This is a genomic window from Mesorhizobium sp. CNPSo 4689 (genome assembly GCF_057784325.1).
The window spans coordinates 1-20,905 of sequence record NZ_JBWLUZ010000046.1 but is presented as its reverse complement, the minus strand read 5'-3'; the positions used below and the strand labels follow the sequence as shown (position 1 = coordinate 20,905).

At 59.3% G+C, this 20,905-nt stretch carries 22 protein-coding genes; 9 read left to right on the top strand and 13 right to left on the bottom strand.

Features of this window, described 5'->3' with window-relative positions; genetic code table 11:
• The first annotated feature begins 53 nt into the window (after window positions 1-53).
• Window positions 54-326, top strand: a complete 273-nt coding sequence (locus tag AC04SI_RS30320; RefSeq protein ID WP_488475493.1) for a hypothetical protein — start codon at window positions 54-56, stop codon at window positions 324-326.
• Between the two features lie 4 nt (window positions 327-330).
• Here AC04SI_RS30320 and AC04SI_RS30315 read toward each other — a convergent pair whose 3' ends face one another.
• The 3 genes from AC04SI_RS30315 to AC04SI_RS30305 all read right to left on the bottom strand — a co-directional run bounded on the left by AC04SI_RS30315 (window position 331) and on the right by AC04SI_RS30305 (window position 3,130).
• Window positions 331-729, bottom strand: coding sequence for a KTSC domain-containing protein (locus AC04SI_RS30315; RefSeq protein WP_488475492.1), 399 nt, complete (start codon window positions 727-729; stop codon window positions 331-333).
• A gap of 25 nt (window positions 730-754) precedes the next feature.
• Entirely contained in the window at window positions 755-1,924 is a 1,170-nt protein-coding gene (locus tag AC04SI_RS30310) for an SH3 domain-containing protein (protein ID WP_488475491.1), read from the bottom strand.
• 594 nt (window positions 1,925-2,518) lie between these two features.
• A complete protein-coding gene (locus tag AC04SI_RS30305) occupies window positions 2,519-3,130 on the bottom strand; it encodes a recombinase family protein (protein ID WP_488475490.1) in 612 nt (203 codons plus the stop codon).
• Between the two features lie 221 nt (window positions 3,131-3,351).
• Here AC04SI_RS30305 and AC04SI_RS30300 point away from each other — a divergent pair, with 221 nt between their 5' ends.
• Window positions 3,352-3,588, top strand: a complete 237-nt coding sequence (locus tag AC04SI_RS30300; protein ID WP_488475489.1) for a hypothetical protein — start codon at window positions 3,352-3,354, stop codon at window positions 3,586-3,588.
• A 38-nt stretch (window positions 3,589-3,626) separates the two neighbouring features.
• On the opposite strand, the gene AC04SI_RS30295 is transcribed toward AC04SI_RS30300, so the two are convergent.
• From AC04SI_RS30295 to AC04SI_RS30285, 3 genes are all read right to left on the bottom strand, one after another.
• Window positions 3,627-4,100, bottom strand: coding sequence for an HNH endonuclease (locus tag AC04SI_RS30295; RefSeq protein WP_488475501.1), 474 nt, complete (start codon window positions 4,098-4,100; stop codon window positions 3,627-3,629).
• 576 nt (window positions 4,101-4,676) lie between these two features.
• Window positions 4,677-5,660: a hypothetical protein gene (locus tag AC04SI_RS30290; RefSeq protein WP_488475488.1), complete on the bottom strand. Its 984-nt coding sequence runs from the start codon at window positions 5,658-5,660 to the stop codon at window positions 4,677-4,679.
• An 8-nt stretch (window positions 5,661-5,668) separates the two neighbouring features.
• Window positions 5,669-6,832: a hypothetical protein gene (locus AC04SI_RS30285; protein ID WP_488475487.1), complete on the bottom strand. Its 1,164-nt coding sequence runs from the start codon at window positions 6,830-6,832 to the stop codon at window positions 5,669-5,671.
• Window positions 6,833-7,339: 507 nt separating this feature from the next.
• Between AC04SI_RS30285 and AC04SI_RS30280 the strand changes: the two genes are divergently transcribed.
• The 5 genes from AC04SI_RS30280 (at window position 7,340) to AC04SI_RS30260 (ending at window position 11,026) form a co-directional block, all read left to right on the top strand.
• A complete protein-coding gene (locus AC04SI_RS30280) occupies window positions 7,340-7,810 on the top strand; it encodes a hypothetical protein (protein WP_488475486.1) in 471 nt (156 codons plus the stop codon).
• Window positions 7,804-8,373, top strand: coding sequence for a hypothetical protein (locus tag AC04SI_RS30275; protein WP_488475485.1), 570 nt, complete (start codon window positions 7,804-7,806; stop codon window positions 8,371-8,373). Before AC04SI_RS30280 ends, AC04SI_RS30275 begins: the two co-directional genes overlap by 7 nt.
• A 166-nt stretch (window positions 8,374-8,539) precedes the next feature.
• A complete protein-coding gene (locus AC04SI_RS30270) occupies window positions 8,540-8,959 on the top strand; it encodes a hypothetical protein (protein ID WP_488475484.1) in 420 nt (139 codons plus the stop codon).
• Between the two features lie 82 nt (window positions 8,960-9,041).
• Window positions 9,042-10,718, top strand: coding sequence for an FAD-dependent oxidoreductase (locus AC04SI_RS30265; RefSeq protein ID WP_488475483.1), 1,677 nt, complete (start codon window positions 9,042-9,044; stop codon window positions 10,716-10,718).
• Window positions 10,718-11,026 (top strand): UBP-type zinc finger domain-containing protein, encoded by a 309-nt coding sequence (locus AC04SI_RS30260; protein WP_404282154.1) that lies wholly within the window; start codon window positions 10,718-10,720, stop codon window positions 11,024-11,026. Before AC04SI_RS30265 ends, AC04SI_RS30260 begins: the two co-directional genes overlap by 1 nt.
• A gap of 50 nt (window positions 11,027-11,076) precedes the next feature.
• Here the strand turns inward: AC04SI_RS30260 and AC04SI_RS30255 are convergent, their stop codons facing one another.
• From AC04SI_RS30255 to AC04SI_RS30245, 3 genes are all read right to left on the bottom strand, one after another.
• On the bottom strand, window positions 11,077-11,256 hold the full coding sequence (locus AC04SI_RS30255) for a hypothetical protein (protein ID WP_192179457.1): 180 nt from the start codon (window positions 11,254-11,256) through the stop codon (window positions 11,077-11,079).
• A gap of 108 nt (window positions 11,257-11,364) precedes the next feature.
• Window positions 11,365-12,171 (bottom strand): maleate cis-trans isomerase family protein, encoded by an 807-nt coding sequence (locus tag AC04SI_RS30250; RefSeq protein ID WP_488475482.1) that lies wholly within the window; start codon window positions 12,169-12,171, stop codon window positions 11,365-11,367.
• Between the two features lie 36 nt (window positions 12,172-12,207).
• Window positions 12,208-13,449, bottom strand: coding sequence for a D-amino acid dehydrogenase (locus tag AC04SI_RS30245; RefSeq protein ID WP_488475481.1), 1,242 nt, complete (start codon window positions 13,447-13,449; stop codon window positions 12,208-12,210).
• Window positions 13,450-14,042: 593 nt separating this feature from the next.
• Here AC04SI_RS30245 and AC04SI_RS30240 point away from each other — a divergent pair.
• Both AC04SI_RS30240 and AC04SI_RS30235 read left to right on the top strand, forming a co-directional pair.
• Entirely contained in the window at window positions 14,043-14,819 is a 777-nt protein-coding gene (locus tag AC04SI_RS30240; RefSeq protein ID WP_488475480.1) for an RNA-directed DNA polymerase, read from the top strand.
• Window positions 14,820-14,953: 134 nt separating this feature from the next.
• Window positions 14,954-15,568, top strand: coding sequence for a hypothetical protein (locus AC04SI_RS30235; RefSeq protein ID WP_488475479.1), 615 nt, complete (start codon window positions 14,954-14,956; stop codon window positions 15,566-15,568).
• Between the two features lie 104 nt (window positions 15,569-15,672).
• Here the strand turns inward: AC04SI_RS30235 and AC04SI_RS30230 are convergent, their stop codons facing one another.
• The 4 genes from AC04SI_RS30230 to AC04SI_RS30215 form a co-directional block, all read right to left on the bottom strand.
• The gene (locus tag AC04SI_RS30230) at window positions 15,673-16,854 is read right to left on the bottom strand and encodes a cystathionine gamma-synthase (protein ID WP_488475478.1); all 1,182 of its coding nucleotides are present in this window, start codon (window positions 16,852-16,854) and stop codon (window positions 15,673-15,675) included.
• Entirely contained in the window at window positions 16,851-18,290 is a 1,440-nt protein-coding gene (locus AC04SI_RS30225) for a pyridoxal-phosphate dependent enzyme (RefSeq protein ID WP_488475477.1), read from the bottom strand. The genes AC04SI_RS30230 and AC04SI_RS30225 overlap by 4 nt, the downstream gene beginning before the upstream one ends.
• A 161-nt stretch (window positions 18,291-18,451) precedes the next feature.
• The gene (locus AC04SI_RS30220) at window positions 18,452-19,795 is read right to left on the bottom strand and encodes an FAD/NAD(P)-binding protein (protein ID WP_488475476.1); all 1,344 of its coding nucleotides are present in this window, start codon (window positions 19,793-19,795) and stop codon (window positions 18,452-18,454) included.
• A 25-nt stretch (window positions 19,796-19,820) separates the two neighbouring features.
• A complete protein-coding gene (locus AC04SI_RS30215; RefSeq protein ID WP_488475475.1) occupies window positions 19,821-20,297 on the bottom strand; it encodes an RrF2 family transcriptional regulator in 477 nt (158 codons plus the stop codon).
• Window positions 20,298-20,905: the final 608 nt, after the last annotated feature.

The following is a 20,905-nucleotide window of genomic DNA, read 5'->3' as shown; positions in this document are numbered from 1 at the left end:
CTACTAAGCTGCAACAAAAAATTGTCAGGCACCATAGGTGCGCGGGAGGAACTGTGGCGATCAAATACCGGGTGACGACAACAAGCCGCCTCAACGTGAGTGGGGTCCAAGGGGCATGGATGTTGGTCGTTTCGCCGATTTTGAACGCACTCTGCTGGAGATGGTATTTTGCCGTTCCCGAGTGGTGGGCGGTCGCCTGTATTGCAATCACGAGTGTGACGTTTTTCGGCGGGATCGTCCTGCTTATGATAGGTCGGGACTATGACAGCGTCGTCGACGAAACCAGCGCTTCAGTCGATCCCAAATGGCGACTTGGTGACCGCTAGGCGACTAGAATTCCGGCAGCGGCTTGTCCCGACATCCGAACTTCCCACCCGTAGCATCGTCCTTGATGTTCTCTCTGTAGAAGCTTCCCATAGAGTCCGCTGCCAACAGCGCGGACACCGTGCCCTGGTCAATCTCGCAGTAGTGATACCAAGTCTGCTTGAGGCGAATGAGCATATACGAGTGCTCGGCGTTGTAGCAGACGCGCTTGACCAAGCCGCTGTCTAGCTCTCCCGTGCATTCGAATTTTGCGAGGTCTACGGGACCGCGATACTTCACGTCCACCGTTTCGGCGTGAAGGGGTCCGAAGGCAGCCACCACAACAATAACGGTAATGGCCGCCCGCCCCTTTATCGCCACAACAGGCCCCCTCAGGTGACGGAAAAATCCAAACTTCGCTGCCATGATGGCTCCCGGCGATTGGCGGCGCCTACTGGCAGCACACCTTGCGAACGTACGTGTTGCCGAAGGTTGCGTAGGCGTCGTCGGGGATTGCGCCCCTCGCTTTCATCTCGCTTACCAAGGTCTTAGCCATAGGCTCGTCGAAGGTGTTGTCGAGGGTGATTGCGAACCAGCCATTGGTAGCTAGGTAAGCGGAGAGCGGGATGGATGATGTTCGGACGTATGCCTCGGCCTCAGCGTAATTGTCGAAGCTCTTGACTTGGATATGGCGCCGTCCGAATGGGCCGCTGTCGTACTGATCGACGTGAACCCAGGTGTCATGCATGTAGCCGATCTGATTCCCGGCTTGGACTCGATACCAACGACCGCTACTGCCCAGGATCGCCACCGGACTCCCATTCCTCAGCGTCGCGACATTCGCGGACTTCCCCTCTGGGAGTGCCTTGAGGGGTGCAGCACCTTTAGGATGTCCAATCCGGCCAGTATGAGCCTCTGGGACTACTAGCGATGGATTGGCAGAAGATGGAGGCGTTGATGTCGAGGTCGGCGGTGCGGGCGGAGGTGGCGGCATCGGAGATGGCACGGCACTTGCAACAGTTGACTGACCCGTGTCGGGGGCGAAAGTGACTACTTTGTACTTCGCCATCTCGCTCATGGAGAGGTACCGTATGTCATTGCTGTCATATTGCAGCGAAAGTTGGAGCAGAGCGGGGTCTACACCCATCTCGATCATGTAGGTAATAACGTCGGCAGTGATTTGCTGAACGGCGGAGACAGCCTCTTGCGTGCTGAGGGGACTGTCGCCCTGGAACGATGACTTGTGGACTCCAATAGACCCTGCCTCGGCAAAGCGTATCACTCCGCCCAAGAAGGCCAACGAGCAAGCGGAAGCACACTCAGAGGCCCTTAACTGCGCGGTCCCCATGCCCAGCCTTCGAATTATCCGGCCCAGATCCATTGCCTTCTGAATGTTGCCGCCGGGAGACTGAAATGTAACTGCCGTTGCAGCGCTGGACCGCGCGAGTGCCTCAAAGACCGATAGGTCATCCTGATAGGCAAAATCGCCTGACACCAAAATGTAATGAAGCCCGCCGCCTGTTTGTCCGGCCTCGAACTGCAATCCGGCGCGAGCGGCAGAAGCGCCCAGCAACGCCGATATCGTGCACAACAGAGTCAGAATGGAAAAAACGCGAAACATGGCCCCAAGCTCTACCCCGGACCGAAGACTAGCGTTGCTAGGCGGAAGTTGTCGAATCCTTGTTGCAATGATGATGAATTTCGCCACGCCGACAAACTTGAACGAATCGGCCCCAGCCACTAAGTTGGGCACAGTCCTCATCTGAGGGGACAGAAAGGAGGCTCTCCGTGTTGGAAGCCTTTTTGAAGTCCCTATTCTCAAGGCATCGCGGATAGCGCCGCTTTGAGGCATTCCCGGAAGGGGACGGGTTAAGGCGGAAATGCATTGCCAGACTCACGCTATTGGGGCTGGCCCACAATCGCCCAAGGAAAAGCTGGATAGCAGATTCTTGGAGAATCCATTGAGGACCCTCGCAAGAGGCACTCGCAAGGACAATCTCGGGAGGCGGCCCGTGGATAACGTCGAGGATAGAACGCGGGAATGCCTCGCGTGAAGTGGTAGAACCCGGAGCAGTGCTCTGGCTAATTCGCCATTAGCGCGTCAGAGAGAGCGGACTATCGTACCCACCTTCGCCGAGTGTGGCTCAACCGTGTGGATGCCCCACGGCACATGAGGCAATGTCGGAAGCAAATCCCAGCCGTCCAATTGGGGACGCTACTGATCCCGCTTCGCCAGCCTCGCCAGAGTGCTCCTGGACGCTCCCGTGGCGGCCACGATGCTGCTCCAGGACTGGCCTGCCTTAAGCATCTTCGCGATGGCGGCGTTGCGCTCCTGGTCCTCGGGCCGGCCTCTATAGCGCCCCTCTTGCTTGGCCTTCTGGATGCCCTGGGCCTGCCGCCGCCTTCGGTCGTCATAATCCTTGCGGGCAATCGCCGCGATCATATCCAGCATCATCCCGTTTACGGCTTCCTGCATCCGGGCGGTGAACTCGTCGGTTCCGCTTGAGACCATGCTCCAGGAGGTGGGGAGGTCGAGGGCTACCACCTTCACCCGGTGCTGTCTTATCTCGTCCTTGAGCCGCTCCCAGTCGGCGGCATTGAGCCGGCTTAAGCGATCAACTTGTTCGATAAGGAGTACGTCCCCAGGCTCACAATCGGCTAGGAGGCGGAATAGCTCGGGGCGGGACAGGGAGGCTCCGCTTTCGTTCTCCAGGTAGGTGGCGGCAATCTTGAGGCCGCGCTCCTTGGCAAAGGCCTGGAGGTCCGCCTTGGCCCGGCTGGCGTCTTGCTCCTTGGTGGAGGCGCGGAGGTAGGCGCGAACAAACATTGGAGGAGACCCTTTATCGGTTGTGGTCCGCGCAGACCAAGCGGGGCCATTGGTTCGATTTATGTGGTCTCATTAATAGCGGTTCGTTTTGAGTAGTCAAGAGTTATTTCTCGAACCAAACCCTGGGTCGTTCACAAAGGGTATACCCGAATCGAACCGCCTGGTTGCGGTCATCGCTGGTACAAAGTAGCTACGAGGATAAGGAAGAAATGGAGGGGTCTATGTTTTTCACAAAGTCGGGGCGAATCATTGCGTGGCTCTTAGTTATCCTGGGCGGCTTTCGAGCGGTGCTTGCCTTCGCCATCACTTTCTCAGCCGATCAGATCATGGCCCAGAGATACCTGGGGTCCAGCTCCTCAGGCGAAGCTATCAACGAGGGTTTGTTGTGCTTTCTGATCGGCGTCGCGATGGGCATTGTGGCCGAGATAAGCCGATCGATTGCAGCGAAAACAGAATGATGACGCAGTGGCAAGAGTGAGAGCTTCGTGGGTACACCCTAAAGGTTATCTGCTCGAAGCTGTTCGGCGAGCGCCGTGGCTGTCTTCACCCTTATGCTCCCAGCGAGTTGGTCCGCCTCTTTCAGCAATAGAAATACTTGGTCCCTTATCGCGAGATAGCGGTCCATTTCCTTGGGGGCCGCATTCTTCATATCGTCCATTGTTGTTGGTCGTGCCGTTGGAGCTTCCAAGAATTTGGCGATAGCATTCCGCCGTTGCTCTAGGTCAGGAGGCGCCTTTTGAACCAGCCAATCCTCCCACGACCTCCCGCCTTTCCTTTCGTTGCAGGTGCGGCAACAGGGAACGAGGTTACGAACCCTATGGCCGTACCCGGAAAATTCTCCGCCAACCACTCTCCTGTGAACGTGATCCCATGTTGCGGCGGTCTCACCACAATACGCGCACAGCAGGTCGCTGGCTGGGTCCTGCCCTAGGTCGGCGATTGCAGCAGACACGGCGGCGGCTTCATACATGTCGAACGGCGCTAGTGCTGACGCAAACGCTGCCGAAATAGTGCTTTTCCTGCCCATGATGCTGAATGTGCGCAAATGTCTTTTAATGTGTTCAAGCCTCAACTTCAGCCCCCTCGATGCAATAACTATCCGACCGTGGCGCAGGGTATCGCGTTCTGCAAGTTGAACCCTCGCCGACTAATTTGGATTTGGTCATGACATTGGGACCCTTCGGGGATCATGTGAGACCATTGTGGGGACTAGGACGCAAAATGTTAAAAGACGATTCATGCGAGACTGCTTAGCGAGCCAGTCAGCAGACCCACATGGCCTTGCCCTAGTGAGATCACTTGGTGGGGAGGCAGTCACTCGCTGCGTCCGGTTAGCAATCCTGCAAAGGCCGCTGCTATGGACACGATGATCGGTACGCTGGGAAGTTCCAGCCCTCTAAGGCTGACTGAGACTGGCAGGCAGTGCTGGGCGTCAAGCACATTACAACGCACAGCCATCAGGTGCGCGGGGATGGGGAGGGGGGGAAGGTCGCCGAAGCCCACGCGAGATGAGGTCTCAAATTGGTGACCCCAAAATTCATTGGGACTATAGGAGGTTTAATCCAGAGATAGCGAGAGCCGCCTGTTCCACAGGAGCTATAATCTTTTCCAAGGCTTTATCCCCATCAGCATATGCCTCAAATACCATATCCTTTTCACCTGCGTGAACAATTGCACAACGTACAAAATATATTAGTGTGGCTCCCCTCCGGCAAGCTGTCGATCGGTAATCTGGCGCCGATGAATCCAACTTCCTCAGTAGTGCTGCCGCAAACTGATTCGTAAATTTCATGCTTTCAATAACTGTCCAGACATCCTCAAAATAGATGTCCTCTTCTTCTGCCAATAGAATTAACTGCTTAAGTTCTGATTTCAGGCTAGCGAGCGCATCTTCCAGTGACCGCTTCGGTTCAGCCAAGAAATCATTCTTTATCTTCTCAAAAACCTGAGACAAGTACCTTGTTTCGATAATTCTATATATTTCTAGATAGCGAAACTTGAGCGGTGAGGCGCCAAACGACCCATCGAGGCACTTCAGCATAGGCGCCGTGAGCCTGGCATCGTCGGCGAATGTCAGATTGACGCGAGAGTGCGCTGACCACAGGACGCTTGTCCCCATGATGGGGGGCCTTGCTAACATCGCGACCTTGCAAAAGGCCTTCAGCCCATCGTGACTTCCCAATCCAACCAAGCAACCACCCGCCAGCAATTCAGCCTGTCGCTGATCCCCCGCCACTTCAAGCGAACGCATAAGTGCTACTTCTACGGCCGTTGGGAGACTTGAGGATGATTGCTCCGGAAAACCAAACACCTCGCCAATGGAAACACCGCCTCGCAAAACCTCCCAATAAAATGGTGCTTGGACATCACGTTTTTCTATCAGGATTTGCTGCTGGTAATTGGCCAGCTGAATTAGCTTAGCCGCCTCGGCAGCAGCCTCCGGGCCTAACAGAAGATTCCCAAGCTGCAGTGGCCGCGACGTGTCTATCGCGCTAAAGTCCGTAACGCCGAGCATTTCTTTAAGAGGCACGTCGACCTCTAAATCATGCTAGCTGATTGAGTCCAACAATCACGCATCGAGCTTGTGCCGCCCTGCATAATATACTCTCTGAGCGCTCGAAACACGAACTCGCGGGTGGCCTCACCGACGTTGCTCTTGCGGGTATCGATACTCCGGCGCAGGTCATCAAACACCATGACGCCCAACGGGTCAGAGCCAGCTGCGGCCTTGGCTTCTTCTAACAGGCCAGCCATGGCGGGCTCCAATCGGTCACGCAATTGCTCATTTTTATGAACAAATCCAACGGCTGCCGCAAACCCGAGAACCACCGTATCATTTCCGAAGAATCTATTTCTCTCTTCGCCTAGCACCTTATCCAACTCAATTACCCAACTGACGAAAGTTCTAAAGCTTTCCCGATGATCAAGCTCACGGTTGCCCTGGAGGTCTATCCCCAGAGATTCCAAAGCTTCATCGACCAGCAAGGTCTCTACGACTAAATTGTTCGTATCGACGTTCGGGTTTCTTTGTAGCCAAGCCTGAAAAGCTTGAGCAAGAGTGGACAAGTGAAATTGACCGGGCCGCACTCTTCTTTTGTGATCTTTCATCGTTATTATGTCGATGCCATCAAGATCTTTGAGATCGTCGGCAAGCCCGCGTGACAAAATGTCGATCTGATGCTTCATCGACATCGGGCGCTGACCAGCATTCAGCAGAAGCATTCGGTAGGCGAGAGAATAAAAAGGGATGCTGATCCAAATTTCTAGGCGCAAGGAACGATGAAGAAAATCTTGTTTAGCCTGCCCGTCAAGATCGACCAAGGTTTGCCTAAGCGCATTCGTTCTCTGCAGCCCATCAACAATGTCAATGTCGGCTGGTGTTGCCTCAGTAATAGACCGCTGCAGAGCGGCTAGATCCGCAGCTTCCGCCGTTATGAACCCTTCCCTCGCATCATATTTCTCTGCGGGCTCAGTATTCACGTTTCGGATCGCGAGGACGATTGTTGGCAGAACGCAGCCGAGCTTAAGGTCTGCCCTCAGCGTGCGATACGGTTTACTACCCTTGATAACGTCGCGTTGAATCTGAAGGTTTTCCTCCGAACCCATCGTTTTGGCAAGATACCATTCGTAGTCAGCACGAGCGTTGACCATATAGCACTTGATCCGCCTATCATAATCCAGTCCAAGTACTTCGAATCTCATGGCATTAGTCCTGAATGTCGCTTATATGCGGCCGAAATCCGGTTCTGAGTCTCGGTCTTGCGGAAACTAGTGAGCTATCGTCTGAGAGGAGCGTCGCGTCGGCAAGCCGCTCAGCTCAATCTGATGAGGGGTCTTTTGTACTATTATTCAAGGGAAACCTTTTCCTCAATCCCTTCTGTGAGAGTTGGCAACTTCACGGCCTCCACAAGCGCCCTCTTCGCCTTCTCCGGGTCCTGTCCCGCGTAACCATGCTGGCTGAGGTCCAGGCTCTTTTTAGAGCGATCGTCAAAGCCCACGATTCAGCGAACCCAATTTCGCACCGATTCCGGTTTGTTCACGGACGGCGACTTTGTGGTTGGCCATTCGTTCCGCTTTGTTCGCACTTTGAATCATCGCCCAATTTGTGGATCGCGAAGAATCGGCTACAAGATGTTGTGCTCGAATCGAGCCGGGGGCCGTGGCCCGAGTGACGCGTAAGACACGGTGAAGCCCAGGCAGGTGGTCTAGATGCCCGCAGCAGCTAAACGCGCATTCACACTTCGACCCGACCACTTGGTGCCGGATTTTTTGAAGCATGTTTCCGAGACCGGCGAGCCGCACACTTGGGCGCATAATTCACACGAAGGCCCTGCTCGTGATGGCGTGGTCGTCCTGAAGCTGAACTTCTCTATCCCAAAGCACTTTGTGTCGCTCAACGGCCGGGCGCCTTGCCCGATCTGCTCACCCGACCATCCTAAGTATGAAACGGGCCATCTCCTTTGGTCTGAAGTAACCGGAAAATTGCATGCGGTTGGGCATTGCTGTGGGCACAACTACTTCACGGATGGGCTCTATGCGGAAGGCATTGCCGCTGCAGACAGAAGGGCGAAGCGCCTAGCGGACGAGGCTGCCATCGAGGCGAATTGGAGAGTTCCGTCGCACCTTGTCTCTCTAGCTAACACGATCCGGGCCCAGGTGCGGGCCTTGACGGGATGGTGAGATTCATCAGGAAGGGGCTATCCTCGGACCTCGCCCGAATAATCTATCGAAACGCGGCGGAAGGCGGCGGCATACTCTCCGTACTCGAATACGTCTCCGTGGACGACGATGCCCAGGGCAGCCTGACGGCGATAGCCAAGCCATTCAACACAACGGCCTTGCTTGGTTATGAGATACTGAGAGGCGGAAAACGCTCGGTATCCGCAGAAGGACGTTTGCACCAAGCGACCGTCTCGTTCGAGCAATTGGACTGGCAAAACGAAGACGATGCGATTGGATGGCTGGCAATCCAACCGGACAAAGACCTCCAACAGCTTGCCAGATGGATAAAGGATGCTTCAGCAGCTTTCGAGAACCTGCGTCGTGACCTGCTTGGCATCCAAAGGTTTCTAGAGGCCGATAACCTCAGCCTTCTCAACGAGTGGCTGAAGGAGGTGGGACGCGCAGAGGTCCGGCTCGTAAGGGATCGCTCTCACCTCACTATCTGGCGATCTGGGGCAAGCCGGGCAGTCATTCCGCCTGTCTTGGCCGACGAAGTTTTTGGGTCCATCGACATTTCGTAGGCTGCGACACAAGACTGTGTTACAACGTCTCGACGTCGCTCCATTTTTCCGTTAAGAATCAACCTAGAAGTGGCTCCTGAGCGCAATCCTCTTCTGGGCACCATCTTTCCCGACTGCCAACGGGATCAGCACGTTAAGCGGATCGCAGGGACGTCGGAGCGGGTCAATGGGTCTCGATTTCGTTGTCTTCAAGCAGCTCGCCTCTTTAAAGGCGGAGTACGGCGCCGATTTGTCGCTGGCCGACGAGGAAACGGGTGAGGTCGACCTGGAGTCGCTGCGCCTGGATGACCCTTGGGCAGCGGCTGTGGCGCTCGATCATCGTGTTGGAAACATCAACACAGTCTACTATCTTCGAGATCTCGTTGCCGATATTCTGATGGATCCCGACTCTGCGCTGCAGACTCTGGTGCTCGACTCCCGCAGCCATGTGGGAGACGTGATCAAGGCGTCTGCTTTCGGCCAGCTCCGCAAAGAGCTCGATGCTCTTCGTTCCGTCGACACCCCTGTGATCGTAGAATTCGTCGCGGGGCTCGATGCCCTGATTGCGTGCGCCGAGCGAGAGGGCAACCCGATCGTCTTCTCTTGAGGTGACGGTGCGACCTGCCCTGGCGGCTAGCTCCTCAACAAACCGCTTCAAACCCAGCGACCGCGGCGGTACGGTCGAAACCATGGCTCAATCGACCAATACGATCGTCACCCGCCGTGACCAGATGTTCTCGACGCTGGCGCAGGTGGATATCGAGCGCATGCGCCGCTTCGGCGAGGCCAGTGCCTACGCCGCCGGCGAGCATATCGTCACCGCCGGCGAAGTGGCGCCCGGCCTGATCGTCGTCCTGTCGGGGACGGTTGATATCACCCAGGATGCCGGGCTCGGCCGACGCGAGACGATCGTCACCCACGGTGCGGGCAACTTCATCGGCGAATTGGCGCAGCTTTCGAGCCGCCCGTCGCTGGTCAATGCCGAGGCCACCCAGCCGGTCGAGGCCTTCGTCATCCCCTCGCAGCGGCTGCGCGACCTGATGGTGCAGGAGGCCAATCTCGGCGAGCGTATCATGCGGGCGCTGATCCTGCGCCGTGTCGGGCTCTTGGAAAGCGGCACCAGCGGGCCGGTCATCATCGGCCCCGCCGGCAATGGCGACACATTGCGGCTGCAGGGTTTTCTGGCCCGCAGCGGCCAGCCGCACCGTGCGCTTGATTCCGACACCGATCCTTGCGCAAAAACCCTGATCGAGCGTTTTCATGTCGACCCGCATCACCTGCCGATCGTGCTCTGTCCGAACGGCAAGCTGCTGCTCAATCCAGGCGAGGGCGAACTCGCCCGCTGCATCGGCCTGCTGCGGCCGATCGACACCACCAAAGTCTACGACGTGGCCATTGTCGGCGCCGGACCGGCGGGGCTTGCGGCCGCGGTCTATGCCGCCTCCGAAGGGCTGTCGACGATCGTGCTCGATTGCCGCGCCTTCGGCGGACAGGCGGGCGCCTCATCGCGCATCGAGAACTATCTCGGTTTCCCGACCGGCATTACCGGAATGGCGCTGATGGCGCGCGCCTACAATCAGGCGCAGAAGTTCGGGGTCGAAATGGTCATCCCCGACGAAGCCAGGCTGCTCAGCGCTGCTGTCGACGGCTACACGCTCGATGTCGGCGACGGCGAAACCGTGCGGGCACGCACGGTGGTGATCGCCAGCGGCGCGCGCTACCGCCGCCTCGATGTCGCCAACCTCGCGCAATTCGAGGGAACGTCCGTGCATTATTGGGCCTCGCCGATCGAGGCGCGGCTTTGCAGCGGCCAGGAGGTGGCGCTGGTTGGTGCCGGCAATTCGGCGGGCCAGGCGGCTGTCTACCTGGCCAGCCAGGTGCGCAAGGTGGCGCTGCTGGCGCGCCGCGGCAGTCTCGGCTCAACCATGTCGCGCTATCTGGTCGAGCGCATCAAGGCGCAGCCGAACATCGAGGTGCTGGCCGAGACCGAGGTCGTGGCGCTGGAAGGCCACGAGGGTAATCTCGAGGCCGTGCGCTGGCGCAATCGCGCAACCGGCACGGAAACGACGCGCCCCATCCGCCATCTCTTCCTGTTCATCGGCGCCGACCCGAACACGGACTGGCTGGCGCAATGTAACGTGGCGCTGGACGCCAGGGGCTTCGTGCGCACCGGACCGGACTTTGCACCGGCGCATGGCCTGATGGAAACGAGCCGCAGCGGCGTGTTCGCCATCGGCGACGTGCGCTCGGGCTCGGTCAAGCGCGTGGCTGCCGCCGTCGGCGAAGGCGCCCAGGTGGTGGCGGCATTGCACGCCTATCTCGCGCGCGACAACACCGTGACGCCTCAAGCGGCCAGGAGACAGTGATGGCGGATGAATGCAGACATGCGAGCGACATCCAGGACGTGACGCCGAGCGCGCTCGGCTGCGAAGAATGCCTGAAAAGCGGATCGTGGTGGGTGCATCTGCGGCTCTGCCGCACCTGCGGCCATGTCGGCTGCTGCGACGACTCGCCCAACCGCCACGCCACCAAGCATTTTCACGCCACCAGCCATCCGGTCATCGAAGGCTACGACCCGCCGGAAGGCTGGGGCTGGTGCTATGTCGACGAGGTTTTTCTCGACCTCGGCGACCGCGTCACACCGCAGAACGGTCCGATCCCGCGCTTTTATTGAGCTGCAGCGGTTTGTGCCTACGGGCATTCGGAGCCCGCCGACTGCGCGGTTTATCGCACGGAGCCTGTGACGGTCCGGTCGATGGCATCGGGAACGGATTTGCGTTCGTTGCCGGCAAGTGCCGCTATGATCAGCAGGCTGGCGACGACCGGCACGAACAGGATGGCGACACGGGCCTGCACATAGAAAATGGCGCGCCATTCGTTGCGCTTGTCGGGGCTGTCGCTCATCGTGCTCACTCTGTCATGCCCCCCAGGGCGGGACATAGAGGCGAACCGTTAAGCAACCCCTTCCGATTTTGTTAACCTGCGGATCTAGAACCCCTCGCAAGCCGGCGCTCAGCTCGCCGGCAACCCGAACAGCCTGCCGCCGGCAGGCACGACATCGTCAATCCCCGCTAGCCGCAAACAATGCCAGGCCATGGCGTGGTTGCTGGAGGTGACGGGGATGCCGATGCGCTGTTCGAGGCCTGCCACCGCTTCGGCGACGCGCAGGCTGGTGCAGGAGATGAAGATCGCCTCCACCCCGGGCGTCGCGGCCATGCGCTCGGCGGCCGCCTCGATCGAGGCGAGCGAGATGCGGGCGGCTTCGCGGTCGTCCTGCCGGTCGAAGGTGGCTACGGCCGCTATGTCGAGGCCACGGCCGGTGAAATAGGCAACGAGGCCTTCGTTGATCTTCGGCGAATAGGGCGTCAGCAGGCCGATGCCCTTGACGCCGAGCGCCTTGAACGCTGCGAGTGCCCCGGTGACCGGCGTGGTGCAGGCGACACCTGGCCGCGCCTTCCGGATCTCGGCGAACACCGCCTCCTCGCCGAGCGTCATCGTCGCCGAGGTGCAGCCGAAGCCGACGACGTCGAGCGGGAGGCTGGGCAGGATGAGGTCGACGCATGGCGCGATCCTCGGGCCGATGGCGCGCAGCGTGTCCGGCGTGATGTTGTGGTCGTTGAAGACACGGGCCTCGTAGAAGGCGACGCCGGGAATGCGCACCAGGGCGCGGAATTCATGCTCCAGCGTCTGGTCGGTGGCGAGGATGGCAAGGCCGATCGCGGCGCGCGAGGCGAGGCCGCCGTCGAGCTCCGACGGCAGCACGCCGAGATCGATCGGTCCGGAAGAGGGAGAGCGGGCGGCGGCAAGGTTGGCGGACATGGCGTACCTCTTCATCTTCTCTTCTGGATCATGCTCTCAGTTCAAAAGTCCGTCCATGGAAATGGCAGGCCGGCGGCCGGCGATCAGATCGGCGGTGATGCGGGCCGAGCCGTGCGACATGGTCCAACCGATATGGCCGTGGCCGGTGTTGAGGTAAAGGTTGCGCAGGCGCTGCCGCCCGAAGGCAGGCAGATTGTTCGGCGTCATTGGCCGCAGCCCCGCCCACATCTCGGCGCGATCGTAGTCGGCGCCTTCGGGATAGAGTTCTTCGGTCACGCCCTTCATGAAGGCGAAATCGGCGGGCTTGTGGCTGGTGTCGTAGCCGGCGAACTCCGCCGTCGCGGTGACGCGGATGCGGTCGCCGAAGCGCGAGATGGCGACCAGATTGTGCTCGTCGACCGAGGCGATGGTCGGCGGCAGCAAGCGGTTGCCGATGGGAATGGTCAGCGAATAGCCCTTGATCGGATAGATCGGCAGGCTGATGCCGATCGTCCTGGCAAGGATCGGACTGTAGGAGCCGAGCGCCAGCACATAGGCATCGCCCTTGAAGCTGCCTTTGTCGGTCAGCACCTGGGTGACGCCGTCGCCCGATGTCTCGATGCCGGTGATGGTCGTGCCGGTGTGGATAGCGCCGCCGCGCTCGACGACCTTGGCGGCCAGCGCCCTGGTGAACTTGGCCGGGTCGCCGGTCTCGTCGGTCGGGCAATAGATGCCGCCGGCGATCTTCTCCCTGGCGGAGGCCAGCGACGGGTCGAGCGCGACGACGCCGTCGCGGTCGAGCACTTTTATCACCTGCCCATCGGACTCGAGCAGCTTCATATGCTCGACACCCGTGTCGAGCGCCTGCTGGCTGCGATGGAAATAGAGGACGCCGCGATCATTGCGGTCGTAGTTGATGGCCTCGCCGGCGATGACTTCGTGCAGCACGGACTGCGAATAGGCGGCGAGCCGATGCTTGAGCAGCGTGTTGCGCCGCGCCTTCTCGGCCGTGCACTCCAACAGGAACAGCCAAGACCAGCTGTAGAGCCTGGGATCGGCCGAGAGTTTGAAGCGCAGCGCCTGATCCTTGAGCACCAGTGATTTCAAAAGGATCATCGGCGCCCTGGGCGACGACCAGACGAAGGAATGGCCCGGTGCGATCATGCCGGCATTGCCCCAGCTGGTCTCAGTGGCGACCTGTGCCTGGCGCTCGAGGAGCACCACTTCGTGGCCGTCCTTCTGCAGCTGATAGGCGGTAGTGACGCCGACAACGCCGCCCCCCAGCACGATCACGCGCATCACGCCTCCGGAGATCGAAAAGTGGGCTCACTTTAGAGTGGAATCCGAAATTGCAAAGTCTGGAGTTGTGGGCCACGGGCGGGCCACCCGGAGAATGCCCAATGGCTGCTCGCTTCAGCGCCTGTTGGCAGCCAATGCACCAAGCGTGCGCTTGATTTGTCTGCGGGGAATGGGGTCATACCTAGATACTCGCAGAAATGGTCTGGCCGAATCTTGGTTTCTGTTGATTATTGTACTTGCTTGGTCCGGTGACCAACGCTTGAGAGCAATAAATGTCAAAATCTCCGTTCCATTCCCATACATTTCATACCAAGCGGCTAGCTAGCCGACTTGCTGCATTGGAGAGGGTCTTTTCGGAAGCGGCAATGGAGCGGGTTTGGACGAAATACGTTCGTCCTGGCCTCCGTGACCAAGAGGTCCTTGACCTGCATGATTTCAATGATTTTCACTGGGGTCGAAGGAATATTTTTACCAAGCTGCACACGTCTCTGTGCTCGGGCAGATATAGTCCGCAACAATCTATACCGGTCCGTGTCGAGAAAAGACTGGGGGTAACCCGAACGCTCGTACTTCCGTCGCCAGAAGATTGCGTCGTGTTACAGTGCATCGTCGAAGCCATTCTTCCAGAGGCGCTTAAGAAGCAACCATCGTCTAATTCATTCTTTAGCAGAAGTCACGGCTTTCAAGAGGCGAGGTTTTCGTTTGAGAAAGATTACATCTGGTTTAAGCGATGGGCAAAGTTTTCAAACATACGATTCGAGATGATAAGCAACCATTCTCACGTATGCGTAACCGATATAGCCAATTATTTTGACAACATAGACTACTCTCATTTAAGGAACATACTGTCGCTTATCAAGAACATTGACGAGGTAACCCTTGATATCCTTTTTTTGGTTTTGGACAAAATTAGCTGGCGCCCTGACTATCTTCCCTCACCCGACAGGAGTCTTCCCCAAGTCAATTTTGATGCACCCCGCCTCCTTAGCCATGTGTATCTTTACGAAGTGGACGCATTTCTGAAAGAGACAACAGCTAACAGTTTCGTCAGGTGGGTCGACGATATGACCATTACGACCACTTCCCTCGCGGCTGGAAAGAGTTTGCTAAGAGACCTCGATCACCTCCTCATGACGCGAGGTCTCCGCTTAAATGCGGGAAAGACACAAATCCTCTCGGCGGCCGAAGCGAGAAAGTTCTTTCACTCCGTCGAGAACAAGTTCCTCGATGACGCCAAGGCGCGTCTTGAGAGATATGGAGTGGGTAGCAAAAGAGGCCAGCGTCTCTTGGCCAGGATTCGGAACAGGTTTGATGTATTCAAGGCTATGTCCAGCTATGGCCATTCCGAAAAGTCACCAAAAGATACCTGACGCTTTTCTCGACGAGTAAAGATGGGCACGCTCTCAGGTTCGCGGCGGGCACGGTTCCGTCCGAGCCGGGGCTTCGGGATAGCGTCTTTCGATATTTTCAGGCTCTCGGCCCAACTCGACCGGCATTCAAAGCGATGCAGGGCTACACAACAGGCCCTGACGTTTTGGACGACGCTTCTTTAACGCTGATCTCGAAGACGCTTACCGAGTGGCACGTAAAGCCAAACAGCAAACTACATAGGGATATTCGGGCTCTGGGCGAGCTCTTCGGAAGCGCCAGTTACATTGAAAAGAACCCCTTCTTCCTTGTCGCTTCGCTTTGGCTTTTGGCGAAATACGGAATGAGGAAGCACATAAAAGCAGTCATAGACGACAGCTTTGACGTTTGGAGTCATTCGGAGTTTTTCGCGCGGCAGGTCGCTTCGACCTACGGAAAGTTCCGCTTTCACAGGGAAGGCGAACTGATACGACAAAGAGTCGAGCAGTTGAAGTTTGCGGCGGCCAACTCTGTATTAAGTTCCTTTGACAGGCTCGTTGCAGTTCCTAACTCCCTGAGGTCAGAAGTACGGCTCTACATACTCAACGGCCGCAACCTGAGATCGTATTCGATACAGAGGTTCCTGACATGCCTTCACGTACTAACATCAGCGAACGTTGATGTGTCCGTAAGAAGGAGCGTTCAAATCGAGGTCCTCAAATACGTTGACGACCCAATCTATGTACGCGTGATTAGGAAGATAAGGATCTGACCGCAGAGATCTTGCGGCGGGCAGGGGCTGGGCTCGCGCGCCCTATCAAGTGATCGTCGGACTTCAGGCTCTACGCGCGGTCCGCTTTGAGATGACGCCGCCGCTTAGCCGCTCAGCGCCTGATCGAGATCGGCGATCAAATCATCGCCATCCTCGATGCCGGCCGAGAGCCGCACCAGCGAATCCGAGATGCCGATGGCGCCGCGTTTTTCGGCGGGGATCGAGCCGTGGGTCATCAGCGCCGGGTGCTCGATCAGGCTTTCGACGCCGCCGAGGCTTTCGGCGAGTGTGAACAACTGCGTGCGTTCGAGGAAGCGCTTTGTCGCCGCCAGGTCGCGATCGAGCTCGACCGAGATCATGCCGCCGAAGGCATGCATCTGGCGCCTGGCGATGTCATGCTGCGGATGGCTGGCGAGGCCGGGATAGATGACGCGGCGCACATCTTTCCGGCTTTCCAGCCATTGCGCGATCTTCAGGCCGTTCGAGGAGTGCCGCTCCATCCGCAGCGCCAGTGTCTTGATGCCGCGCAGCGCCAGGAAACTGTCGAACGGGCCCGATATGGCGCCGATGGCGTTCTGCAGGAATTTCAGCTGGGCGGCCAAGTCCTTGTTGTCGCCGACCACAGCGACGCCGCCGACCATGTCAGAATGGCCGTTCAAATATTTCGTCGTCGAGTGGACGACGATGTCGATGCCGAGCTCCAGCGGCCGCTGCAGATAGGGGCTGCAGAAAGTGTTGTCGGCGACCGAGATCAGGTTTTTGCGCTTTGCAAGTTCTGCCACACCCTCGAGATCGACGACGCGCAGCAGCGGGTTGGTCGGTGTCTCGACCCAGAGCAGTTTTGTCTCCGGGCGGATCGCGGCGTCGACCGCAGCCAGATCGGTGAAGTCGGCGAAGCTGACCTGGAGGCCCGCCGAGCGCTTGCGCACCCGCTCCAGCAGCCGGAAGGTGCCGCCATAGATATCGTCGGTGGCGACGATGTGGGCGCCGGCATCGAGCAGTTCCAGCACGGTCGAGATCGAGGCCAGGCCCGAGGCGAAGGCGAAGGCGGCGGTGCCGCTTTCGAGATCGGCGACGGCGCGCTCGAAGGCGAAGCGGGTCGGGTTCTGGCTGCGGGCGTACTCAAAGCCCTTGTGCACGCCGGGCGACTGCTGGCCGTAGGTGGAGGTGGCGTAGATCGGCACCATCACCGCGCCGGTCAGCGGATCGTGGCTCTGGCCGCCATGGATGGTGCGCGTCGAAAAGGCCAGTCGGTTCTTGCCCGATGGCGGTGTGCTGGTGGTCATCGTGCGCGCCTCAAATGGTTGATCAGGTCGATGCGGGTTATCAGGCCGACGAACTCGTCGCCGTCGAAGATGATGGCGACCTCGTTGCGGTCGAAGACCGGCAATAGCGCGTCGAGCGTCTGGCTGGCCTGCAGTGTGTGCAGGCTGGAGGTCATGGCGGTGCGGACCGGGGCGTTGAAACGGTCCCAGCGGCCGTCATAGGGGCCGTCGACCTTGGCCAGGATATCGCCTTCATCGACGATGCCGACCAGCCTGCCGCCGTCCAGCACCGGCAGCTGCGAGACATCGGAGCGGCGCATGCGGCCATAGGCGTTGAGCAGGCTTTCGTCCGGGCCGATAGAGACCGTGTCGCCGGTGCGGTGCGAGCGCATCACGAGGTCGCGCAGATCGCCATGCTGTTCGTGCTCGGCAAGGCCCTGCTCGGCCAGCCAGAAATCGTCGAACACCTTTGACAGATATTTGTTGCCGCTGTCGCAGACGAAGGTGACGACACGCTTGGCAACGGTCTGCTCGCGGCAATAGCGAAGGGCTGCCGACAGCAATGTGCCCGACGACGAGCCTGCCAGAATGCCTTCCCGGGACAAGAGATCGCGCACCGCCAGCATGCTTTGCTTGTCGGGGATGGAGTAGGCTTTTTTGACCAGCGACAGGTCGGCATTGGGCGGCACGAAGTCCTCGCCGATGCCTTCCACGGTCCAGCTGCCGGCCTCTTCCATCTTGCCGGTCTTGATCAGCGGCGCCAGCACCGAGCCGACCGGATCGGCCAGCACCATCTCGGTCTTCGGCGACACTTTCGCGAAATAGCGGCCAAGCCCGGTCAGCGTGCCGCCGGAGCCGACGCCGACCACCACCGCGTCGATGTCGCCTTCGAGCTGGGCGAAAATCTCGGGGCCGGTGGTGGTCTCATGCGCCAGCGGGTTGGCCGGATTGGCGAACTGGTTGGCATAGAAGGCGCCGGGCACTTCCGATGCGATCTTCTCGGCCATATCCTGATAATATTCCGGATGGCCCTTGCCGACATCGGAGCGCGTCATGCGCACTTCGGCGCCGAGCGCGCGCAGATGCTGGATTTTTTCGCGCGACATCTTGTCGGGCACGACGAGGATGATGCGATAGCCCTTGGGAATGCCGACCTGGGCAAGGCCGAGTCCTGTATTGCCGGCGGTCGCCTCGACAATAGTGCCGCCGCGCTTGAGCCTGCCCTGCTTTTCGGCCGCGGCGATCATCGACAGCGCGATGCGGTCCTTGATCGAGCCGCCGGGGTTCTGGCTTTCGAGCTTGATGAACAGGCGACACTTGCCGATGTCGAACTTGGTCAGTTCGACGACGGGCGTCTGCCCGATCAAGTCGAGCACCGAGGCATAGGGCGGGCGCAGCCGGGATATTGCGCTGTCCGAGGGGGCACTGCCGGGTGCAGCGGTTCTATGCGCGCTCATGTCGGATGCTCCATGGGTCAACCTAGCGTCTTTTCCAGCCGATCGCCGTTGGAAAGAAGATAGACCGTGCCAATCCGACGGCCAGACGGGGAATGAAATTCCACGGCTGCGGTCACGCAAACCGGGAGAGGGGGGCGCCGTAGAACGAAAGCCTAGGCGGACTACCCCAGCAGCTGCTTGCTGAGCCTTGCGCACTGGACGCGGATATCCGGGATGGCGTCTATCTCGAAGAAGGTGCCCCTGGTCAGCGGCCCGACGGCGAGGATCTTGGCCGATACACTCCCGTCGCTGCCGATGATCTCGCAATTGGCCGATACGTCGAGGCCAAGGCGCAGCGGGTCCGGCCGCGCCAGTCCGCGCTCGACCAGCGAGCGCACGACGCTGTTGGAGGTGGTCGAGATGTCCCTGGCGATGCCGGTGCAATCATAGAGGCGGGCGACTTCGAGCGTTTCGAGCGCCTGCGTGTGGCGGGACTGGACCTGCACCGTGAATTGATCGCCGGCCTCGATGCTGACGACGCGGCCGGCGACAGGACGGATGCGGCCCGACTGCACCGCCTCGGTGACGCGGGCATGGACCTGCGGCGCCAGGCGATGCCGGTGGATGTCCCACCAGGCCTTGGTGTGCTCGACGAAGCGGCGCTTGGCGGAGGACGGCCAGTTCTGCCAGATCTTCTGGTTGAAGGGCCGCAGACCGTCGACCACGTCGCGCCAGTCTATGCCCGCCCTTTGGTTTTCGCGGATCAGGTCGCGGAACCAGCCGACGAAATAGGAAAGCTGGGTGCCGAGCGGGATGTCGGCGACGTCGAGCTTGATCGGTTTGCCCTTGCGGTGCGGCGACGGCAGCAGGCCGCGCCGGGACACGGCGATGATCTCGCCCTTGTGACCGCGTTGCTCGAGCGAGAGAAAGGCATCGACCATGCTGAGGCCGGTTCCCAGCACAAGGACTCGGGCGTCCGCATCGAGCGCGGTGTCGGCTTCCGTCCCCATCCTGATGGCGTGGCCCTGGCCGGCGCCAGGCTGCTCGTCATGACCGGTGGCAAGCACGGCGAGATGGGCAACCACACTGGTGCCGTTGGCCAAAGCCACCTCGACGCCGGAGGCAGTGGGCGAGATCGACAGGCTCTCCTCGCGGATCAGGCGCAGGCGGCCCGTCTCGCGTTCACGGGCCTCGAGCTCGTCGAGCAACTCCTTCAGATAGCGGGCATAGAGGCTGCGCGGCGCATAGAACGGCCCCTGGTCCGGATTGGCCAGGCCGCGCTCCAGCAGCCAGCGCGCGAAATTGCCTGGGTCGTCGGCATAGGCGCTCATGCCGGCGGCGCTGACGTTGAGCACATGCGCCGACAGCAACGTCGAATAGGCCATGCCCTGGCCGAAATGCGGACGCTTTTCGATCAGCGTGACGCGCAGATCCGGATTGGACGATTTCAAAAGATGCGCGGCGAGCACGACGCCGCTGGCGCCGCCGCCGACGATGATGATCGAGTTGGCGCGCCCGATGGTCATGCGCGCACCGCCTGCCTTGGCGTGTTCAGGCCTGGATCTTCGCCGCAACCGGAAGGTTGTTGATGTCCCTCGCGACCGCAAGGTCGTCGAGACCAATATCGCGCATCTCGGCGAGGCTGCGCTGATCCAGCACCTCGGCGATCGCCTGCCGGACCTCGAGCATCAGATGTCGGACTTGGCATGTCGCCTCGTTGCAGTCTTCGCAGCGCTGGTACTGGGTGCGGCTGGCGCAAGGGATCGGCGCAAGCGGCCCGTCGAGCACGCGCACGACATGGCCGACCTTGATCTCTTCGGCCGGTCGCGCGAGGCGATAACCACCCTCCTTGCCCTTGCGGCTCTGCACGAAGCCGGCATTGCGCAATTCGCCGAGGATGGCGTCGAGAAATTTCTTCGGAATGTTGTTGCCGGTGGCGATATCGCCGACGAAGGCGAGCTGCCCAACCGGCAATTGCGCGAGATGAACGAGCGCCTTGAGACCGTACTTGCCCTTTTTGGTGAGCATGAGCCGAACGTTTCTCTATCCTGCGATGGCCTGAGGCCATCAATTGCGAAACGCCTGGCGTGCCTCCCCGCCGCGTCCAAGCTGCCATGACACATAAATTCTAGTGACATGATATACAAGCCGATCGCTATTGATTTTGTTTGGTTTTCAAGCCGCAGGAGCGATATTAGGCCAGGCTTGTGACGCCGAGGACACAGAAACGCGGCTCGGACTCGATGCCACGAGCGATCGCCGGGATGCGGTGGGTATGGTCGCTCATCGGATCAACTCCCTAATGTCGATAAGAATACTATAGTTACTCCCGAAGACAGGGAATGGGGTTTCAATTCGGCGTGAGTTTGAAGCATGGATTTTTCGAATGAGGCTTTCTCCTGAAATCTCGGTTCTTGGCAGGCGGTTGTCATATTCGCTTCGTCATCCCAGGGCGGAGCAGGAGCGAAGCGACGTCGCGGAGACCCTGGATCCTGTGTGTTCGTTCAGTGCTATGTTTGAGGTGGGAAGGAGGCCGAGAGGATCCTGGTCGTCCCTGTTGGGACAGGCCGCGGCATGGCTCGGCCCCTTCCCACCAATGAACCATCAACCTGAACAGTTGCACGGGGCTGTTACCA